This window comes from Microbulbifer maximicatervae (SeqCode) (assembly GCF_052466985.1).
On the sequence record NZ_CP174298.1, the window covers coordinates 4,605,702 to 4,622,030 of the forward strand.

The 16,329-nt window shown below is 46.9% G+C and carries 12 protein-coding genes; 2 read left to right on the forward strand and 10 right to left on the reverse strand.

Annotated elements, in window-relative coordinates; translation table 11 throughout:
- Position 1: 1 nt before the first annotated feature.
- Positions 2-856 carry an S-formylglutathione hydrolase gene (gene fghA, locus ACJJI3_RS20285; RefSeq protein WP_444918202.1) on the forward strand — a complete coding sequence of 285 codons (855 nt, stop codon included), beginning with the start codon at positions 2-4 and terminating at the stop codon, positions 854-856.
- 141 nt (positions 857-997) lie between these two features.
- Here fghA and ACJJI3_RS20290 read toward each other — a convergent pair whose 3' ends face one another.
- Positions 998-1,420: a hypothetical protein gene (locus ACJJI3_RS20290; RefSeq protein WP_444940744.1), complete on the reverse strand. Its 423-nt coding sequence runs from the start codon at positions 1,418-1,420 to the stop codon at positions 998-1,000.
- A 412-nt stretch (positions 1,421-1,832) separates the two neighbouring features.
- Here ACJJI3_RS20290 and ACJJI3_RS20295 point away from each other — a divergent pair, with 412 nt between their 5' ends.
- Positions 1,833-4,040, forward strand: coding sequence for a S9 family peptidase (locus ACJJI3_RS20295; RefSeq protein WP_444940745.1), 2,208 nt, complete (start codon positions 1,833-1,835; stop codon positions 4,038-4,040).
- Positions 4,041-4,111: 71 nt separating this feature from the next.
- Here the strand turns inward: ACJJI3_RS20295 and katG are convergent, their stop codons facing one another.
- From katG to ACJJI3_RS20340, 9 genes are all read right to left on the reverse strand, one after another.
- The gene (gene katG, locus ACJJI3_RS20300; RefSeq protein ID WP_444940746.1) at positions 4,112-6,385 is read right to left on the reverse strand and encodes a catalase/peroxidase HPI; all 2,274 of its coding nucleotides are present in this window, start codon (positions 6,383-6,385) and stop codon (positions 4,112-4,114) included.
- A gap of 375 nt (positions 6,386-6,760) precedes the next feature.
- Positions 6,761-9,109 (reverse strand): DNRLRE domain-containing protein, encoded by a 2,349-nt coding sequence (locus ACJJI3_RS20305; RefSeq protein ID WP_444940747.1) that lies wholly within the window; start codon positions 9,107-9,109, stop codon positions 6,761-6,763.
- A gap of 87 nt (positions 9,110-9,196) precedes the next feature.
- Positions 9,197-9,838, reverse strand: a complete 642-nt coding sequence (locus ACJJI3_RS20310; RefSeq protein WP_444940748.1) for an Lcl C-terminal domain-containing protein — start codon at positions 9,836-9,838, stop codon at positions 9,197-9,199.
- Complete coding sequence (locus ACJJI3_RS20315; protein WP_444940749.1) at positions 9,838-11,421, reverse strand: ethylbenzene dehydrogenase-related protein; 1,584 nt, start codon at positions 11,419-11,421, stop codon at positions 9,838-9,840. The genes ACJJI3_RS20310 and ACJJI3_RS20315 overlap by 1 nt, the downstream gene beginning before the upstream one ends.
- Before the next feature lie 292 nt (positions 11,422-11,713).
- Complete coding sequence (locus tag ACJJI3_RS20320) at positions 11,714-12,316, reverse strand: glutathione S-transferase N-terminal domain-containing protein (RefSeq protein ID WP_444940750.1); 603 nt, start codon at positions 12,314-12,316, stop codon at positions 11,714-11,716.
- Positions 12,317-12,399: 83 nt separating this feature from the next.
- Positions 12,400-12,651, reverse strand: coding sequence for an HP1242/YdcH family protein (locus tag ACJJI3_RS20325; protein WP_282931240.1), 252 nt, complete (start codon positions 12,649-12,651; stop codon positions 12,400-12,402).
- 314 nt (positions 12,652-12,965) lie between these two features.
- Positions 12,966-13,658, reverse strand: a complete 693-nt coding sequence (locus tag ACJJI3_RS20330; protein WP_413663333.1) for a TetR/AcrR family transcriptional regulator — start codon at positions 13,656-13,658, stop codon at positions 12,966-12,968.
- A 205-nt stretch (positions 13,659-13,863) separates the two neighbouring features.
- Positions 13,864-14,883: a cytochrome d ubiquinol oxidase subunit II gene (cydB, locus tag ACJJI3_RS20335; RefSeq protein ID WP_282931242.1), complete on the reverse strand. Its 1,020-nt coding sequence runs from the start codon at positions 14,881-14,883 to the stop codon at positions 13,864-13,866.
- Positions 14,880-16,268 (reverse strand): cytochrome ubiquinol oxidase subunit I, encoded by a 1,389-nt coding sequence (locus ACJJI3_RS20340; protein ID WP_444896088.1) that lies wholly within the window; start codon positions 16,266-16,268, stop codon positions 14,880-14,882. Before ACJJI3_RS20340 ends, cydB begins: the two co-directional genes overlap by 4 nt.
- Between the last annotated feature and the right edge of the window lie 61 nt (positions 16,269-16,329).

Sequence of the window (16,329 nt, forward strand, 5' to 3'; positions counted from 1 at the left end):
AATGTCGATTGAATTGGTTGGCAGTACTAAATCTTTTGACGGTTTGCAGCAGCGTTACCGACATAAATCCAGCACGCTCAACTGTTCTATGGTCTTCTCCATTTTTTTACCACAGGATGCAGAGGGGAATACACAGAGGAAATATCCTGTTGTTTATTGGCTATCGGGCTTGACGTGCACGGATGAAAACTTCAGTCAAAAGGCTGGTGCTCAGAGAGTCGCTGCAGAGTTAGGGATTATCTTAGTGATACCCGATACCAGCCCCAGAGGAGACGATGTGGCGGATGACCCGGGTTATGATCTGGGGCAGGGGGCTGGTTTTTATGTAAATGCGACTCAAGAACCCTGGAAGCAGCATTATCAAATGTATGACTACATCGTGGATGAACTTCCAAGCCTGGTAGAACTTCATTTCCCCACCAATGATCGACGCGGGATTTGCGGACATTCTATGGGCGGGCACGGTGCCCTGGTCATCGGTCTGCGAAACCCCAAGCGATATCAATCAATTTCTGCTTTTAGTCCAATTTGTAATCCTATTGCTTGCCCTTGGGGAGAAAAGGCGCTGGGAACTTACTTGGGAGCTGATCCCAAGAGCTGGGAACCATATGACGCAACAGTGCTAATGGGGCGCGCTGTAGAGAAAACTCCGATTTTGGTTTCTCAGGGGGAGCAGGATGAGTTTCTTGAGGAACAGCTGAGACCACATTCCCTGCAAACAGCTGCCGAAGCCAGTGATTATCCTCTTCGGATAGAGCACCATGCAGGTTACGATCACAGTTACTATTTCATCGCTTCATTTATTGAGGAGCACTTAAGGTTCCATGCAGACTCATTGTTGAGCAGGCATAGGTAATAGACAGTGTAAATCGCGGACTAGTGAAGTTAGCCCCTCAGTTGAGGGGCTGTTTGGGTAAAGGGTTTCGCGCCCTGGGCAAGTTGCTATGTATAAAGCGATACGAGCAGAATACATAGAGCCAAAGTGAGAGGCGTAAGCTTATCGTGCAACCGCCCGACACTCGCCAATAATTTCAGCTCTGTTCTGGTCAAAAGTTTGTTCGATCAGGAACCAGCCATTGGGACAGAAGCCACTTTCGGCTAGCAAGAGTTCCATTCTCTGCCGGGCAACTTTCTTCACATCTCCAGAATTGGCGCCGCCGGGACCGCCACCTCCTGGGCCACCACTACCCTTACCACTGCCGCCGGGACCACCACCACCGGGACCTCCACCACCCGGACCACCACGCTTACCGACTTGGCCCTTGGGGCCAGCTCCAATGGTTGCCTTGTAGGTAAAGCGACGATGGCCCAGTTCGGTGATGTCAGTGACAAACGATTCAGTGGTGGGGATCTCTGGTGTAGAGCTACAGCCAGCAGCGATCAAAATCACAGCTGCAGATGCAAAGAGATGAACCTTCATTATTGTTACCCCATATTTTGATAAAAGCTTTAGTCCGACATTAGCTAACCACAAATGTTGGTTAAGCAGAGTAAACATTTGTAAAGGGGGGCTATTGCAGCAGGATTGTTTGTGCGCAAACGCAAAACTGTAAGGTACTGCATGTCCCGGAAGGTTCCGTTGTAGAATCCTTCACCGGTTTGCTCTATCCACAATATAGCTGCATTTTTTAGAGGGTTTCCGATAAATTTGAGATACTTCTGGTGATCAGAACAAGTCCCAAAGAGAAGCTATGGCTTACCTGGATGTCATTTAGGCCGGCTCCTAAGGAAGCCGGAGATAACATGGAATTAATCAGAATTTTCTAAATAATCCCCCTGCTAGCAAAGTGGTACGTGAATTGCCAACAATACTTAATATAAAGAGTTTTCCTATGAAACAAGCACTGCTTGCATTACTTGGATGTACTTTTGCAGGAATATGTTCTGCAGAGTCACTCAGCATTGAACGGTTATTCTCCGACCCGGCTCTGAGTGGTACCGCTCCCCGAGCGCTGGAATATTCACCTGATGGGCAGCGCGTAACTTTCCTCAAAGGTAGAGTTGAAGATTACAACCGTTACGATCTTTGGGAGTACAACCTGAAAGACGGTCAGTCCCGAATTTTAGTCAATTCCGATAGTCTGCACAGCGGTAGTGAAACTCTTTCGGATGAGGAAAAGGCAAGACGGGAGCGCCAGCGAATTTATGGTAGTGGAATAATGGAGTACAGCTGGTCAGAGGATGGTCGGTCTCTGTTGTTCCCTTTGGCCGGCGATATTTACTATTACGATCTCAAAGACCGTTCTTCGCGTCGACTGACTGAAACGGAAACCTTTGAAACCGATGTAAAGGTTTCTCCCGAGGGGCACTTTGTTTCGTTTATTCGCGACCAAAATATCTATATTGTCGATCTGAAAACCGGTAGGGAAAAGCAGCTAACCAGCGACGGCAAAGATCATATTAAAAATGGAATGGCTGAGTTTGTTGCCCAGGAGGAAATGGACCGGATGACCGGTTATTGGTGGTCTCCAGATGATCAGCATATTGCTTTCTTGCAAGTTGATGAGTCGCCAGTTGATCAGGTAACCCGTAGCGAAATCTATGCGGATCGTATCGAAATGATACAGCAGCGTTACCCCGCCGCTGGGCGTGCGAATGCAAAAATCCGACTTGGCCTTATAGATATTGATTCGGGGGATATCCGTTGGATCAACCTGGGAGATAATCAGGATATTTATATTCCCCGAGTAAAATGGGCCCGTGATCACCTGTTAACTTTCCAGTGGCAATCTCGAGACCAGCAAAAGTTAGAGCTTCGTGCTTACAATCTCAATACAGGAAAAACCCGAACGCTCCTTACCGAGTCCAGCGATACCTGGGTTAACCTGAGCCATGATCTCCACTTTTTGGAAAATAGAGATGCTTTTATTTGGTCATCGGAGAGGGATGGCTTCAAACACCTGTATAAATATGATTTTGGCGGCAGGTTACAGGCACAATTGACTAAGGGAGATTGGGTGGTTGACGAGTTAGAGGCTGTTGATGAGCAGGCTAACCGTTTGTATTTTACCGCACGGAAAGATACTCCAATCGAGAGGCATCTCTATACAGTCTCCCTGCAAGGGGAGAGCGACATTAAGAGAATTTCACAGCGTAGTGGTATGCACTCTATCGAATTTTCTGAGGATGCCTCTGGATATATTGATAAATTTTCCAGCGTTACCACGCCCCCTCAGGTGAGTCTGCACAGCAGCTCAGGGACCAGAATCACCTGGCTTGAGCAGAACGCTGTAAATCGTGATCACCCTATCTATCCTTATAAAGATCAATGGATCACTCCGGAATTTGGCAGTATTGAAGCGCCCCATGGCCAGGAGCTTTTCTACCGCTTGTATAAACCTGCTAATTTTGATGCGAAGAAAAGTTATCCGGTAATGGTGTTTGTCTATGGTGGTCCACACGCTCAGGTGGTTACCAATAGCTGGGATAAACTATTTAACCAGTATATGGCCCAACAGGGTTATATTGTTTTTTCCCTAGATAATCGTGGTTCAGCAAATCGCGGTACCACTTTTGAGAATCCTATCTTTAAGAATATGGGATCTCCTGAGGTGGAAGATCAAATTACCGGCGTTGAATTCCTGCGTACCCTGCCTTACGTTGATAAAAATAAAGTAGGTATCTTCGGTCACAGCTACGGTGGTTACATGACACTGATGAGTATGTTCAAAGCCGGAGACTACTTTAAGGCGGGTGTATCGGGTGCGCCGGTTACGGACTGGACGCTGTATGATACCCATTACACTGAGCGTTATATGGGCAATCCAACCAAGGATATGGATGCCTATGAGGCATCTTCTGTATTTCCCTATACGAAGGGCTTACAAGGTGATCTGCTGATTTATCATGGCATGGCAGATGACAATGTGTTGTTTACCAATACCACCAAACTCATAAAACAGTTGCAGGATAACGGCCAACAATTTGAGCTGATGACTTATCCAGGCAAGAAGCATAGCTTGCGCGGTAAGCAGACTCGCATCCACCAATACAGCATGATCAAGCGCTTTTTTGATCGGCATTTAAAGGGGCAGGATTAAAACTTAAATAATCTCCCAGAAGAAAAAACCGAGGCTAGCCTCGGTTTTTTCTTTATTGAGGTATATGATTTTTAAGACTGAGGCTGATCAACCCGATCCAAATTCATTACCTTGGTCCAGGCCTGCACAAAATCATTTACAAACTTGTCAGCGCCATCACTGGAAGCGTAAACCTCTGCGACTGCCCTTAATTCAGAGTTTGAACCAAAAATCAGATCTACAGGTGTGGCTGTCCACTTTGCCTGGCCACTTTTGCGATCTTTTCCTTCATAGATACCCTCTGATTTTGCCGACTTGGACCAGACAGTAGACATATCGAGCAGGTTCACAAAGAAATCATTCGTCAGTGTGCCGGGGCGCTGAGTAAGTACACCATTCTGTGAAGAATCGGTATTTGCATTAAGTGCACGCATTCCTCCAACCAGAACAGTCATTTCAGGCACACTTAGGGTTAACAGACCGGCTTTATCAACTAATAATTCTGTAGGGGTTCTTCCATAACCATCGCCAAAGTAGTTGCGGAAGCCATCGGCCAGAGGTTGTAGTACCGCAAAAGAATTAACATCTGTTTGTTCCTGGGAAGCATCGGTGCGTCCAGGCTTGAAAGGGACCTGAATTTTATGTCCGCCTTTCTCTGCAGCTTTTTCAATGGCTGCTGCGCCCCCAAGTACAATGATATCTGCCATTGAGATTTTTTTGCCCCCGGATTGGGAACTGTTAAATTCCTGCTGGACTTTTTCCAGCGATGCCAGGACTTGTGATAGTTCAGTGGGATCATTTACCGACCAGTCTTTTTGGGGTTTCAGGCGAAGACGGCCACCATTGGCGCCACCGCGAAAATCTGAACCACGGAAGGTAGAAGCAGAGGCCCAGGCAGTCCTCACCAGATCGGGAACGCTAATGCCTGCCGCCAGTATTTTTGCTTTGAGAGAATTTATATCCCGGCTGTCAATCAGAGGGTGATCAACTTTGGGGATAGGGTCTTGCCAAATTAAATCTTCTTCGGGCACCTCCGCTCCCAAATAGCGCGCGCGAGGGCCCATATCCCGATGAGTCAGCTTGAACCAGGCTTTGGCAAAGGCGCGTTGAAATTCTTCCGGATTTTCCTGAAACCGCTTGGCAATTTCTTTGTAGCTGGGATCGAACTTAAGGGATAAATCCGTGGTAAACATGATGGGGGCATGGCGCTTGTTCTTGTCGAATGCATCGGGCACCAGATTTGCCGCGCTCTGATCATCGGGTATCCACTGAACGGCACCAGCTGGACTTTTTGTTTTGACCCAATTGAATTTAAAAAGGTTGTCCAGATACTGCTGGCTCCAATTGATCGGGGCGGCAGACCAGGCCCCTTCCAGGCCGGATGTCATTGTGTCGTCGGCATTACCTTTCCCACACTTATTTTTCCAGCCAAGCCCCTGTTGCTCAATTGGGGCGGCGGCGGGCTCTGGGCCGAGGCAATCAGCTTTCACTGCACCGTGAGCCTTACCAAAAGTATGCCCTCCAGCAATCAAGGCTACTGTCTCTTCGTCATTCATCGCCATGCGGGCAAAGGTTTCGCGGATATCTGTGGCGGCAGCCACCGGATCGGGATTGCCATTGGGGCCCTCCGGGTTGACATAAATAAGCCCCATTTGCACAGCGCCCAGGGGCTTGTCCAACTCTCGGTTGCCGGTGTAACGCTCATCTGCGAGCATCTTGGTTTCGGGCCCCCAATAAACCAGGTCGGGCTCCCAGTCATCCTGTCGCCCCCCGGCAAATCCGTAAGTGGGGAATCCCATGGACTCCAGGGCTACATTGCCGGTTAGCACCATAAGATCAGCCCAGGACAATTTGCGCCCATATTTTTGTTTGATGGGCCAGAGTAGACGGCGGGCTTTATCCAGGTTGGCATTATCAGGCCAGCTGTTGAGGGGATCGAAACGCTGTTGGCCGCCACGGGCACCACCACGACCATCACCGATCCGGTAGGTGCCAGCGCTGTGCCAGGCCATTCGGATCATAAATGGGCCGTAATGACCGTAGTCTGCGGGCCACCAGTCCTGTGAAGTTTTGAGCTGAGTTTCGATGTCCTGTTTTACCGCTTTAAGATCCAGGGTTTGGAATTCGGCAGCGTAATCAAAGCTGTCACCCATTGGATTGGATCTTGGAGAGTGCTGCCTGAGGGGACGCAGATCCAGCTGATCAGGCCACCAAAACCGATTGGACTTTGGCTGTCCTTCTACTGCACCCTCAAGAATTACTGGATCAGTGACGACTTCCTCATGGGTATCTGCGACACTAAATGGCGCGACTATAAATATTGAGATTAATAAAGCGACATAACTACGATTATATTTCATTAACATTTACAGTATCTCCGTACGATCGTTGGTACATCCTTTGGCTCATTATTTATTTGATGATGAAATACCTGACTCTATTCCTTACCGCTGATTTCTTTTGCCCTTTGGCTGAAGCGTAGTCTTGGATATGGGGTTAATAGTATATAAATTTTATAGCGTCAGGTTTAAAAGGAATTAATAAGGTAGATTGGTAAACTTAATTACTGGTTCTTTTATTTAAAGGAATTATGGTTTTGGGGTAGGGCGACGTTGATATTTTTATATTTTGAAGAAGTTCGTGCCAAAAAATTTGGATTGTAAATCTAAACCACTGTTGGAGAAATAAGATACACAGAACGGGATAAATAAGGCTCTCCGGACAGAGAGCCCTGAAGGCAATTAATTGCAGAGTGTCTGTAAGGTAAGAAGAGGGCTCTGCCCGCTCTCTTTGGAGCTTAAATCCAGACCGTTAATGCCCCGTTCCGATGCGATGACCAGGCCGTTATTATTATCGTTTAACCAGCTGTCGACGATTCCTGAGGCTCCCAGGTCAATGAGATGTCGGCCGGTAGAGGAGGGGATAAAGCTGCCCACTTGAAGTCCGAGAATAGAACTACCTCCGACAGAATCCCAAGTGGCCGACTCTTCCCGCCAACTTTGTGTTGCCATGTAAATGCCGTAGCTATTGCTGGAAGTATTGGTTACATTCAATTCGAGTGTCGCATCAATATACTGGCGACAGCTTAAATCTGATAAGTCAAAGCGAATGAGGCTATAGAGAGTTCCATAGGTTAGATCGCTGCCGTCGGCGAGGAGTCCATCGCTATCACCATCGAAATTATCATCCTCTTTTCTGGATGAAATAAACACATCGTCTGAAGCAACTTGAGATACCTCTTCACTAATAGAATCGCTGCAATCGGCGGTTACCCTGAGGGCTGGGGCAATACCGGTTTCTTGTGAAGAGATATCTACCCCATCACTGCCACTCAGTGAGGCAATGACCAAGCCAGTATTTTCATTGTTCAGCCAACTATCCAGAAGACCTGATGAACTCAAGTTCACCACTTGGGTACCAGTAGACGACGGGGTAAAGCTGGCGAACAACTGTGAAAGCACCGTTGATCCACCGACAGAATCCCAGGTGACTGATTCCTCACTCCAGTTGGATTCAGCCAAGTAAATACCGTAACTATTACTGGACCGGTTGGTGATATTAAATTCGATTTCAACTGAATTTATCGTCGAGCAGTGAGATAAATTGGAGAGATCAAATTTAATCAGTGAGTAAAGCGTTCCATAGGTGCTATCACTGCCATCTGCGAGAAGTCCATCTGAGTCATTGTCAAAATTACTGGAAGAGTAGCGCGATGAAATAAATGTGTCATCAGTCACTGGTAGTGACAGTTCGCCATTACCAGTGTCGTCCTCAAGCATAACGCTCCTGCCAACGTTATTTTGTGCGAGAACCATAGCTTCACCAATTCGGTTGGCGCTCCACCAATTGATATTTTCCGGTAATACAAGAGGATTATTGGCTCGATCTTCTCGTGTTAGAGTACTTGCGCTGTTATCGAACTGTGCTGTGCGTACAGTGAGTTGGTCAAAGCTGACCTGGATAACTTTGAACTGCTGGATGCTGGCCATATCTATGGTCCAAAACTTGGCATCATTTGCTGAGCGAGCTGGTGCTCCCCAGCTTCCCTCACCAACGTAAACGGTGCCGCCGGTTTCGTTGGTTGAAAAATCGCTATTACTGGGGGCAACGACTTCGGTGACTTTGGTGAGATGGGTATCTGATTCGACCACCATATTCATGGCGTAGTCATAAAAGGGTTGTGCCCACCAATTAAATAATGTGGGGTTGTCAGATTTGCCGCTGTAGTGGGGGAACATGGGTTTGTGGTACTGGGCAAAGCGCCAGTGACTGTAGGCGCCAGTCCCTGCTAAATCACTCTCAAGCCAATTGTTCATGGCGGTAGCATAAGATGACCAGCCGCTTTCTTGAAACTGGCTGTTTAGTGTGTAGACACGCAATAGGGGGGAAATTTGTACTGCGCCGTAGGTATCACTGGGGCTACAACTACCATCCGCATTGAAGTCCACACCAAAGACCTGGCAGGTGGTTGAATAGTTGTCATCCTCATGATTTCCATGGGTAGGTATTAGAGGGTAAATACGTTGATAGCTATAGCCATCAATTTCGTCGTTGGAGTAGGTCAGCGTCCAGTCTTGTAAAAAGTCATCCATTTCCGACGCACTGTTGGCGTTGGTAAAATCACCGCCATGCATAACGGCCAGTGGGCGAATTTTGGCTAGTAAAGCATTGCCCTCGCGCCGTGTTGTATGCCCCGTGCGGGTATCTCCCCCAGCGACTATGACGAAGGGAGATTCCTCCGCAGGAGCCGTTTTAAACCAGAACCGGTCGCCACAGCCGTCCTGATCACACACACGATAGTAAACTGCTGAATCCGGTGTTAGGTTTTCCAATCTGACAAAGTAGCTATCTAAGCTGCCATCGAAGGTAGATGTAGAATCAACCCCTTGACTGCTCCAGCTATTTTCATTGGTTGAATAGCCAAAATTAATGTAAGGGTTACTACTGTGGCCATCTGGCGAAAAACCGATAACGGCACTGGTGGATGCATCACCATCCCAGGCCAATCTGTGGTGTTTAGTTGCTGAACTGGCATCAATTGCCAAACATAGAGCCGAGATAGCAAAAGCAGTGCTTAAGAACCGTCTCATTGGGGGTTTCCTGTAAGTAGTGGTTATTCTTTTCAGGCGCAGCAGCTTTAGAGATTAGTTGCAAAAGACTTGTGCGGCGCGCCGGAATTATTGTGGATCTTTATTACAGGCCGTTGAATGATTGGAGACTAAACGAACGAAAGCGGCGTTTCGATAGGGAATTGTGATGGTTTTTGCATTCATAAAATTGATTGCGCCAGCACCTGTTCCCAGATATTGGTAGATGCCATATAAAGGCCTGTCAAAATTACGGGTCCAATAATCTCCCCTTTGAGTTTTCGGGAAATATTCAGTCGCAATTAGAGGTCTGCCAGATTTACTCTCCTGCAGGATAATGGATCGTAACTCTGTAATATCGGGGAGTCTCCAGTTTTGCGTTGCACACAATTTCTGTTGATTGGTATTGCGAATCAGGTCCTCGGTATCACACCGCTCTTCTTCAAAATAACAATCTCCATTATTTTCTATACCCTCTTCATATTGATACCATGAATAGGTCCACCTTCCATCGTGAATTCCTTCGTCGTCGGTTTTTACTTCCCAAAGAAGCCCTGTATCGGTATCGCAGATACAGGACCAGGGGCCTGCCCAAGCCTCGATAGGCTCCCCATTTTTATCAATTTTGACTAAGTGGTATTCCCTTGGCAGAGGTTGTGATGGTTGGTGCAGTATGGCTGCACAGATCGTGATTGCAGGTAAAATGAATACCCAAAATATACGCACAAACATTATTGATCTGCCAACTTGATTTTGACGGGGAGGGCATGGCGAGTGTGGGCGATTTGCGAGTGATCAAAGGCAGAAACCCAGAGGCAAATACCGTCTTTTATTGCTACATCTAACGCTGACCCAGTATTTAATTTACGCACCATCTCCATAGACCATTGGCCGTCCTGCCAAACAGCATAGGCCCTTACATCGGCACGATCTCCTTCAAAGCGATTTGAGGTATAGAGGACTGAAGGCATAATCGTATTGATAGGATAATTGTCATCTTCAGCCGTGTATGGCTGGTAATCAAACCAGGAAATAGTCCAATCGCTCTTTGTATCCTCGTTTTGATATGGCGTCAGGCTGGAAGGACTTTTGGGTAGTCGTTTTGGTGTAACGTTTTTTGAGGAGTACCACTTCCAGTTCATTAAGTATGCCCCGGACTCTTTGCCATCCTGGAGATATCCTGCGGTATAGCGGCGTGCTCCTGGCCTTACAATATCAGGCTTGCCAATATAATTGTCATCTGCCAGGTGCATTTTATTGGTTCTTACTGCTTTCCAGTGCCAGAGATCGTGTATTTCATCGGATGAGCTGTAGTGGTAGCCCTTGCCATGCCAATTTGCGGGCAACTGTGCTGATGGTTTGCGGCCCAGGTGAGAGGTTCCCGAAGCACCGAAATCACAGGAATTGGAAAGCAGGATGGCAAACTTATCTTCATAGTGACGGGTTTCATTAAAATTTTGAAAATCTTGCTGTTGTATTTCCCAGCCAGAATCCACTTTTTTCAGTGGTAGGTGTTTCAAGCTTTCAGTAGGGTCTTCCCAGGTGATATGAAAAAATATTTCCTGTTGGTTATGCAAGGCTCTCAAGTTGACGGTTGAGCTACCATCAATAAAGTTAGCACCTCCGTCAGTATGGATTTTAAGTGGTGTAGCTAAGGACCATGCGGATTCTTTGGGGATTCCATCTATGTTTATAAAGGTTTCCGACCTAATTTTCTCAATTGTAAGATTGTGGTAACTGTTATTTGTAACAATAATCCAAAGTAATAAAGTGATACAGCCGGCAGATAAGTAGGTAAAAATTGAAGTTCGATAGCCTGATCGAGCACTGGGAAGCAAATAACCCAAAGTCTTCAGGCCATAGGTTGCTAGGTAAATGCCAGCGTGAAGGAATATATAGAGTACGATCGCAAAAGCACTATAAAAGTGTGCCTGGCGAAAGATAGAAGCATTGCCGGAACCAATAAATAAAATCCAGCCACTTAAGACCATGAGTACTAAAAAAAATGAGCCAATGCGTGTTACTACCCTATGATAGCTAATTGATGTTTTATAAGGTTTACTTTGTGAGGTTGTATTTTTTATTTTAATTATTACTTTATAGGATAAGTAGCAGATAAGGATGGCCGAAGTAACAATTGCTACAAAGAAGTGAATATCATGAATCTGTCCCTGGGGTAACAGTTCTTCTATATTTCCAATACTTGGCTTTGTTAATGTGGAGATACGGAGCCCCGTTAGCAGGCTACATAAAACTGCAACAATGGCTACACTGTGCAGAATTATCCAAAGAGTACTCTTCGGTTGTTTGGCCATGGGAGTATTCCAAAAGGGTTTAGGCTAGTAAAAAAGTGTGGCATTTATATTAATTAAAATAGACTGTTTTCTAGTGGTAGAGTCACGACTCCTAAAAAAGGAAGAATGCACTGCGCTGTAGAAACGCATAAGGAGTGAATGCCGATCCCGAGGTTACCGAGATGTAATCACAGTAAATCTCGGTTGCAGAGTCTCCTTTCCGCCTGACACAATAGTGCACTACTCAGTATTTTGACCTGCTCATAACAAATAGCGGGATAACTTATTCTTGTTGGTATTCCGCATTCTGTAACTACTCATGCAGCTGACACTTACTCAGGCTTTCACTTTTTTCCAAATCTTCTGATATGGCCATAAGTCTCGGGTGGTCACTTCTCCAGTCAAAATCTTCATGGCGAAAATCAAGATAGGATAGTGCTGAGCATAAGTTAATATGCGGCAAGCTAAGACTGGCGGGTAATCGGTCCAGGTGATTTTCCAGGTAATCTAGAGATCTCTCAATAGCACTGAAGTAGCGCTGCCACCAAAAATCAGACCTAAGTTCTTCCCGTGCACGCAGCTTTTCCATTTGCAGGTGCACTGCTGCATCCATTAATCCAGAGCTGACACTGTGAAAAGTATACAGATCCCAATTTTTGTCCAGTGGTGCAGATAAGTGACCATCCCCCAAGCTTTTATCAAGAAATGCACAGATGACTTCGCTGTCAATGATTGAGGAGCCATTATCCAGGGTTAGGCAGGGGACTTTTCCCAAGGGGTTGCTGGAAATAAGTTCGTCGTCATTGTGAAAGGGGTGAGAGAAATGCTCTGTTACCACAGAGTGCAGACGCTGTTCTTGCACAACAATGCGCGCCTTGCGCGCAAAGGGGGAGGAAAAGGTCAGGTACAGTTGCATAGGCCAAGCTCTTTTAGGCTGCGTGCCCTTTCAGCAACTGCAGTGACCGCTAGTGCTGCTACGAGCAACTGTTAACGCGTACTTTAGTGATGGGTAATCACTGAAGTAATGCGGTTATAGAGGTGCTGTTTCAAGTAGGCTCTCTGTTTTTTGAGGCTGGAATAGTGATCGTCGTCGGTGCCAATACCACTATCCTGAAGGCCTCTTATTTGTTTATCCAGTTTGCTGTAGATGTCGTTTTCAAGTTTGAATTGAATATCGTCTTCGATGAGCTGCTTGATTGTGTCTGCATATTCTGGGAAATCCACCGAGAGCTCGTGTGAAGCAATGGGCATAAGGGACCTCCACAATCGATATTAGTTAATGAAGTGTAGGTTCAGTCTTACCAGTCACAAAAATGCAATTCTAGCGCTGCTTCCCTTAATCAACATAGTTATAAAGTGAAGTTAATATAAGCCTTTATATAGCTATTTGATATATATAAAAGTTGAAGCTATTTTATTAGCAAATATTTTTTACCCTCTTTTTTTTGATTATTGGTAATTGTTAGTCAGGTGAGGCTTAAACAGAGGGCAGAGTAGAAGTGACGGGCACAAAAAAGCCCGACAATTACTTGTCGGGCTTTTTTATTGCGGTTCTGCTACTGGGCTTAGGCCGAAGCCTCCAGTGGGGCAAAGCGCAATTGGCGCCTCTGCAAAAGCTCACCGAGGTAGAGCTTTAAGTAGGCTGCAGCGGCCCGTTTCCCCTCTGCTGCGGAGTCTTCTGTTATTTTCCCAAAGCGGGAATAAGACTGGGAGCAGAAAGAGTCGTTAATGTTGATGGCACACATGAACCGGTCTCGCCAATCCTGAGAGGGTGGCAACTCAAACTCCCGAGACAGGTTTTTGATCAGAGTATCTGCCAGGCGCCAATTGTTTTCCATTTGTAGTTGGCGTAATGCCCAACTGGACTGAGGTCCAAAATGTACTTTTAGTGCTGCGAGATTCTCTTCATAGTAGCCGCGCACAAGGTCGCACAGCTGATTCAGCATATCCTGCCAGCTTTCTGACGGAGAAAAATCCGAATGGCCCAATACTACGTCACCGAAAGACTTATAGTGACGCTCGGCCAGGGCGGTTAAGCTGGCATCTACACTTGGGAAGAAATGATAAACAGACGCTGCTGGAACACCTGCAACCTGACTAAGGTTTGCGAGGCTAATATCCGTAGAGTCTTGTTCAGTAATTAATACTTCAAGGGCGTCAAGAAGCTTTTCATACTTCTCCCGACCATTTTTGCGTTGTGGTTTGCGCGGACTGGCAGTGTCGCGCCGGCTGATAGCTCGTCGATCGATTTGGTTCAAATTACCTCCCCCTATAGACAAGCGGTACTGGCCATGGGCTAGCATACGCTTTACTTCCATGTAAAAAATTGTCTTTTGGAATTGATTATTATAATCGTACCAAATTCAGGCGAGCAAGAAGAACTTGTTTGATTTGTGGGGTAGTTCCACATTAATTAATTAAATTCGGCTAGCAGGTATTTCTGCCAGCCGAATGGAAATGCAGCTAGTGATAATGTAGCTCTGTCGCCTTTCCTCGGAAGACGTAATAAGAGAAAACGGTATAGGCGAGGATGACGGGAACTACTATTACCGCACCCACAAGAATAAATTTTAATGAGGCGGTGGCACTGGCTGCCTGCCAAATATTTAGTTGGCCGGGAACAATATCAGGGAAAAAGCTGAAGGCCAGGCCGATAAAGCACATCAGGAAAATAACGACGACCGTAAAAAAAGGAACCGCTTTATGTCTGTCTGCAGGCTTAGGCATTCTCGCCAGCAGAACATCATTGGAGACAAAGGCGATAAAGCACAGGGTGGGGACGAGTAGTACAAACATAACCAGAGGGTAGGTAAACCATCGGTCAAATACTGTTGGGTTTACCAGTGGATTGATGGCCGATACTGCAACCACCCCAAGCAGGGTGGCCCGCCCTGCGTAACGGGTCCATGTGGTCGCTCGTTTTTGCAGCTCCGACTCGGTTTTAAGAACCAGCCAGGCGCCGCCAATATAGGCGTATGCGGCGGTAACTCCCAGAGCGCTGAGGGCTGAAAAAAGCTGTGCAGACCAGTCGGGCTTAAAGCCAATCACGTACTGCCCCAGCATGTACCCCTGCGCAAGGCTGGTAATAATAGATCCCGCTTTAAAGGTTCGATCCCAGGTTAGCTTTTTGTCGATGGCAGCCTTGGCACGAAAGTCGAATGCCACTCCTCGCATGATTAGCCCGACCAGCATAATCGCAGCTGGGATATATAGATGCATTAACACCAGGTTGTGTGCGATTGGGAATGCAATCAGGAGCAAACCGATTGCCAGCACCAGCCAGGTTTCGTTGGCATCCCAAAAGGGGCCGATGGATGCGATCATGGTATCCCGCTGGGATTCCTCCTCTTCTCCCATGGGGAGCAAAATGCCCACACCAAGATCGTAGCCATCCAGAATTGCGTAGACTATTACCGCCAGGCCCATAAGGGCGACAAAGGCGACAGGCAGCCAATAGGCCGCTGCAGAAGCGCTACCGGTCATTTGCCTTCTCCCTTGTCATTTTTCTCGGTATCTTTTGGACGGTTGGTTAAGCTAGTGCCGGCGAATAGTTCCTGAGTTTCAAACTCCTCGACTTTTACAGACTTCAGGGCCATCACTTTCAGGGTTCTTATGTACGCATAGAGCAATATCACATAGACAACCAGATAAAGGGTTAGGGAAAAACCGACATGGGAAGGTGGTACTGGAGTAACAGCATCGGCGGTTTTCAGTACTCCTGTAACGAGCCAGGGTTGGCGTCCAATTTCTGTGACATACCAACCGGCCAAGGTGGCTATCCAGCCGGAGAATGTCATCGCGACCAGGGTTTTAAGCATCCAGCGAGGCAGCTCACCTTTACGCAATAGATAGACCCCTCCCCAAGCGGTTAGCAGCATCAATATGCCTATGCCGACCATAATACGGAAGGCGAAAAATACGGGAGCTACCGGTGGGTGATTATCGGGGAATTCATTAATTCCCTTGATCTCACCATCCCACTCATGGGTAAGGATAAGGCTGGCCATTTTGGGAATGCCGATCGCCAAATGGTTGGTTTTTTCTTCTCCGTCGGGTATCGCAAATAACAGCAGGGGGGCACCGCGCTCTGTTTCCCAAACCCCCTCCATTGCGGCGACTTTTTGCGGTTGGTGCTCAAAAGTGTTGAGTCCGTGTAAGTCACCCACATAGATTTGAATCGGAATAAAGATGGCAGCGAGAATCAGTCCTGTTTTAAGGGCGAGCCGGGGCGCGCGTTTGGGGTCTCCTTTAAGAATCCGATAAGCGGAAATCCCCGCGACAAAGAAAGATGCCGTCAATCCCGAAGCCAGCAGCATATGTGTAAGTCGGTAGGGGAAAGAGGCGTTAAAGATAATTTCCATCCAGCTTGCCGGGTAGGCGACTCCATCCCGTAAATCGAATCCGGCAGGTGTTTGCATCCAGGAGTTGAGAGCGATAATCCAAAAAGCGGATAGAGTGGTCCCTGTTGCCACAATAAAGGCAGATAAAGTATGTATTTTGCTTGGCACCTTATTAATGCCAAACAACATAATGCCGAGAAAGGTTGCTTCGAGAAAGAATGCAGTAAGTACTTCGTATCCGAGAAGCGGGCCGGCGATATTGCCGACCTGGGCCATAAAGCCGGGCCAGTTTGTTCCGAACTGGAATGACATGGTGATGCCACTCACTACGCCGAGAGCAAATGTCAGGGCAAAGACTTTTACCCAAAAACGATATGCGCGCATCCAGACCGGATTATTAGTTTGGTCGTAGCGTAATTTAAAAAAGAAAACGATCCACGCGAGTGCGATGGTGATTGTTGGAAATAGAATATGAAAGCTGATATTTGCGGCAAACTGTATCCTGGAAAGGATCAGGGTATCTAGCATGAGAGCCTCTGCTGGTCTGAGATCTTTGAACCAGTGAGCCGATTAGCACTTCCTGTGCTAA

Bases quoted from the DNA above. Each gene is read 5' to 3' on its own strand.
- ACJJI3_RS20315 (WP_444940749.1), bottom strand. From the start codon at position 11,421: ATGGCCAAACAACCGAAGAGTACTCTTTGGATAATTCTGCACAGTGTA.
- ACJJI3_RS20340 (WP_444896088.1), bottom strand. From the start codon at position 16,268: ATGCTAGATACCCTGATCCTTTCCAGGATACAGTTTGCCGCAAATATC.
- ACJJI3_RS20325 (WP_282931240.1), bottom strand. From the start codon at position 12,651: ATGCCCATTGCTTCACACGAGCTCTCGGTGGATTTCCCAGAATATGCA.
- ACJJI3_RS20295 (WP_444940745.1), top strand. From the start codon at position 1,833: ATGAAACAAGCACTGCTTGCATTACTTGGATGTACTTTTGCAGGAATA.
- ACJJI3_RS20305 (WP_444940747.1), bottom strand. From the start codon at position 9,109: ATGAGACGGTTCTTAAGCACTGCTTTTGCTATCTCGGCTCTATGTTTG.
- katG (WP_444940746.1), bottom strand. From the start codon at position 6,385: ATGTTAATGAAATATAATCGTAGTTATGTCGCTTTATTAATCTCAATA.
- cydB (WP_282931242.1), bottom strand. From the start codon at position 14,883: ATGACCGGTAGCGCTTCTGCAGCGGCCTATTGGCTGCCTGTCGCCTTT.
- ACJJI3_RS20310 (WP_444940748.1), bottom strand. From the start codon at position 9,838: ATGTTTGTGCGTATATTTTGGGTATTCATTTTACCTGCAATCACGATC.
- ACJJI3_RS20290 (WP_444940744.1), bottom strand. From the start codon at position 1,420: ATGAAGGTTCATCTCTTTGCATCTGCAGCTGTGATTTTGATCGCTGCT.
- ACJJI3_RS20320 (WP_444940750.1), bottom strand. From the start codon at position 12,316: ATGCAACTGTACCTGACCTTTTCCTCCCCCTTTGCGCGCAAGGCGCGC.
- fghA (WP_444918202.1), top strand. From the start codon at position 2: ATGTCGATTGAATTGGTTGGCAGTACTAAATCTTTTGACGGTTTGCAG.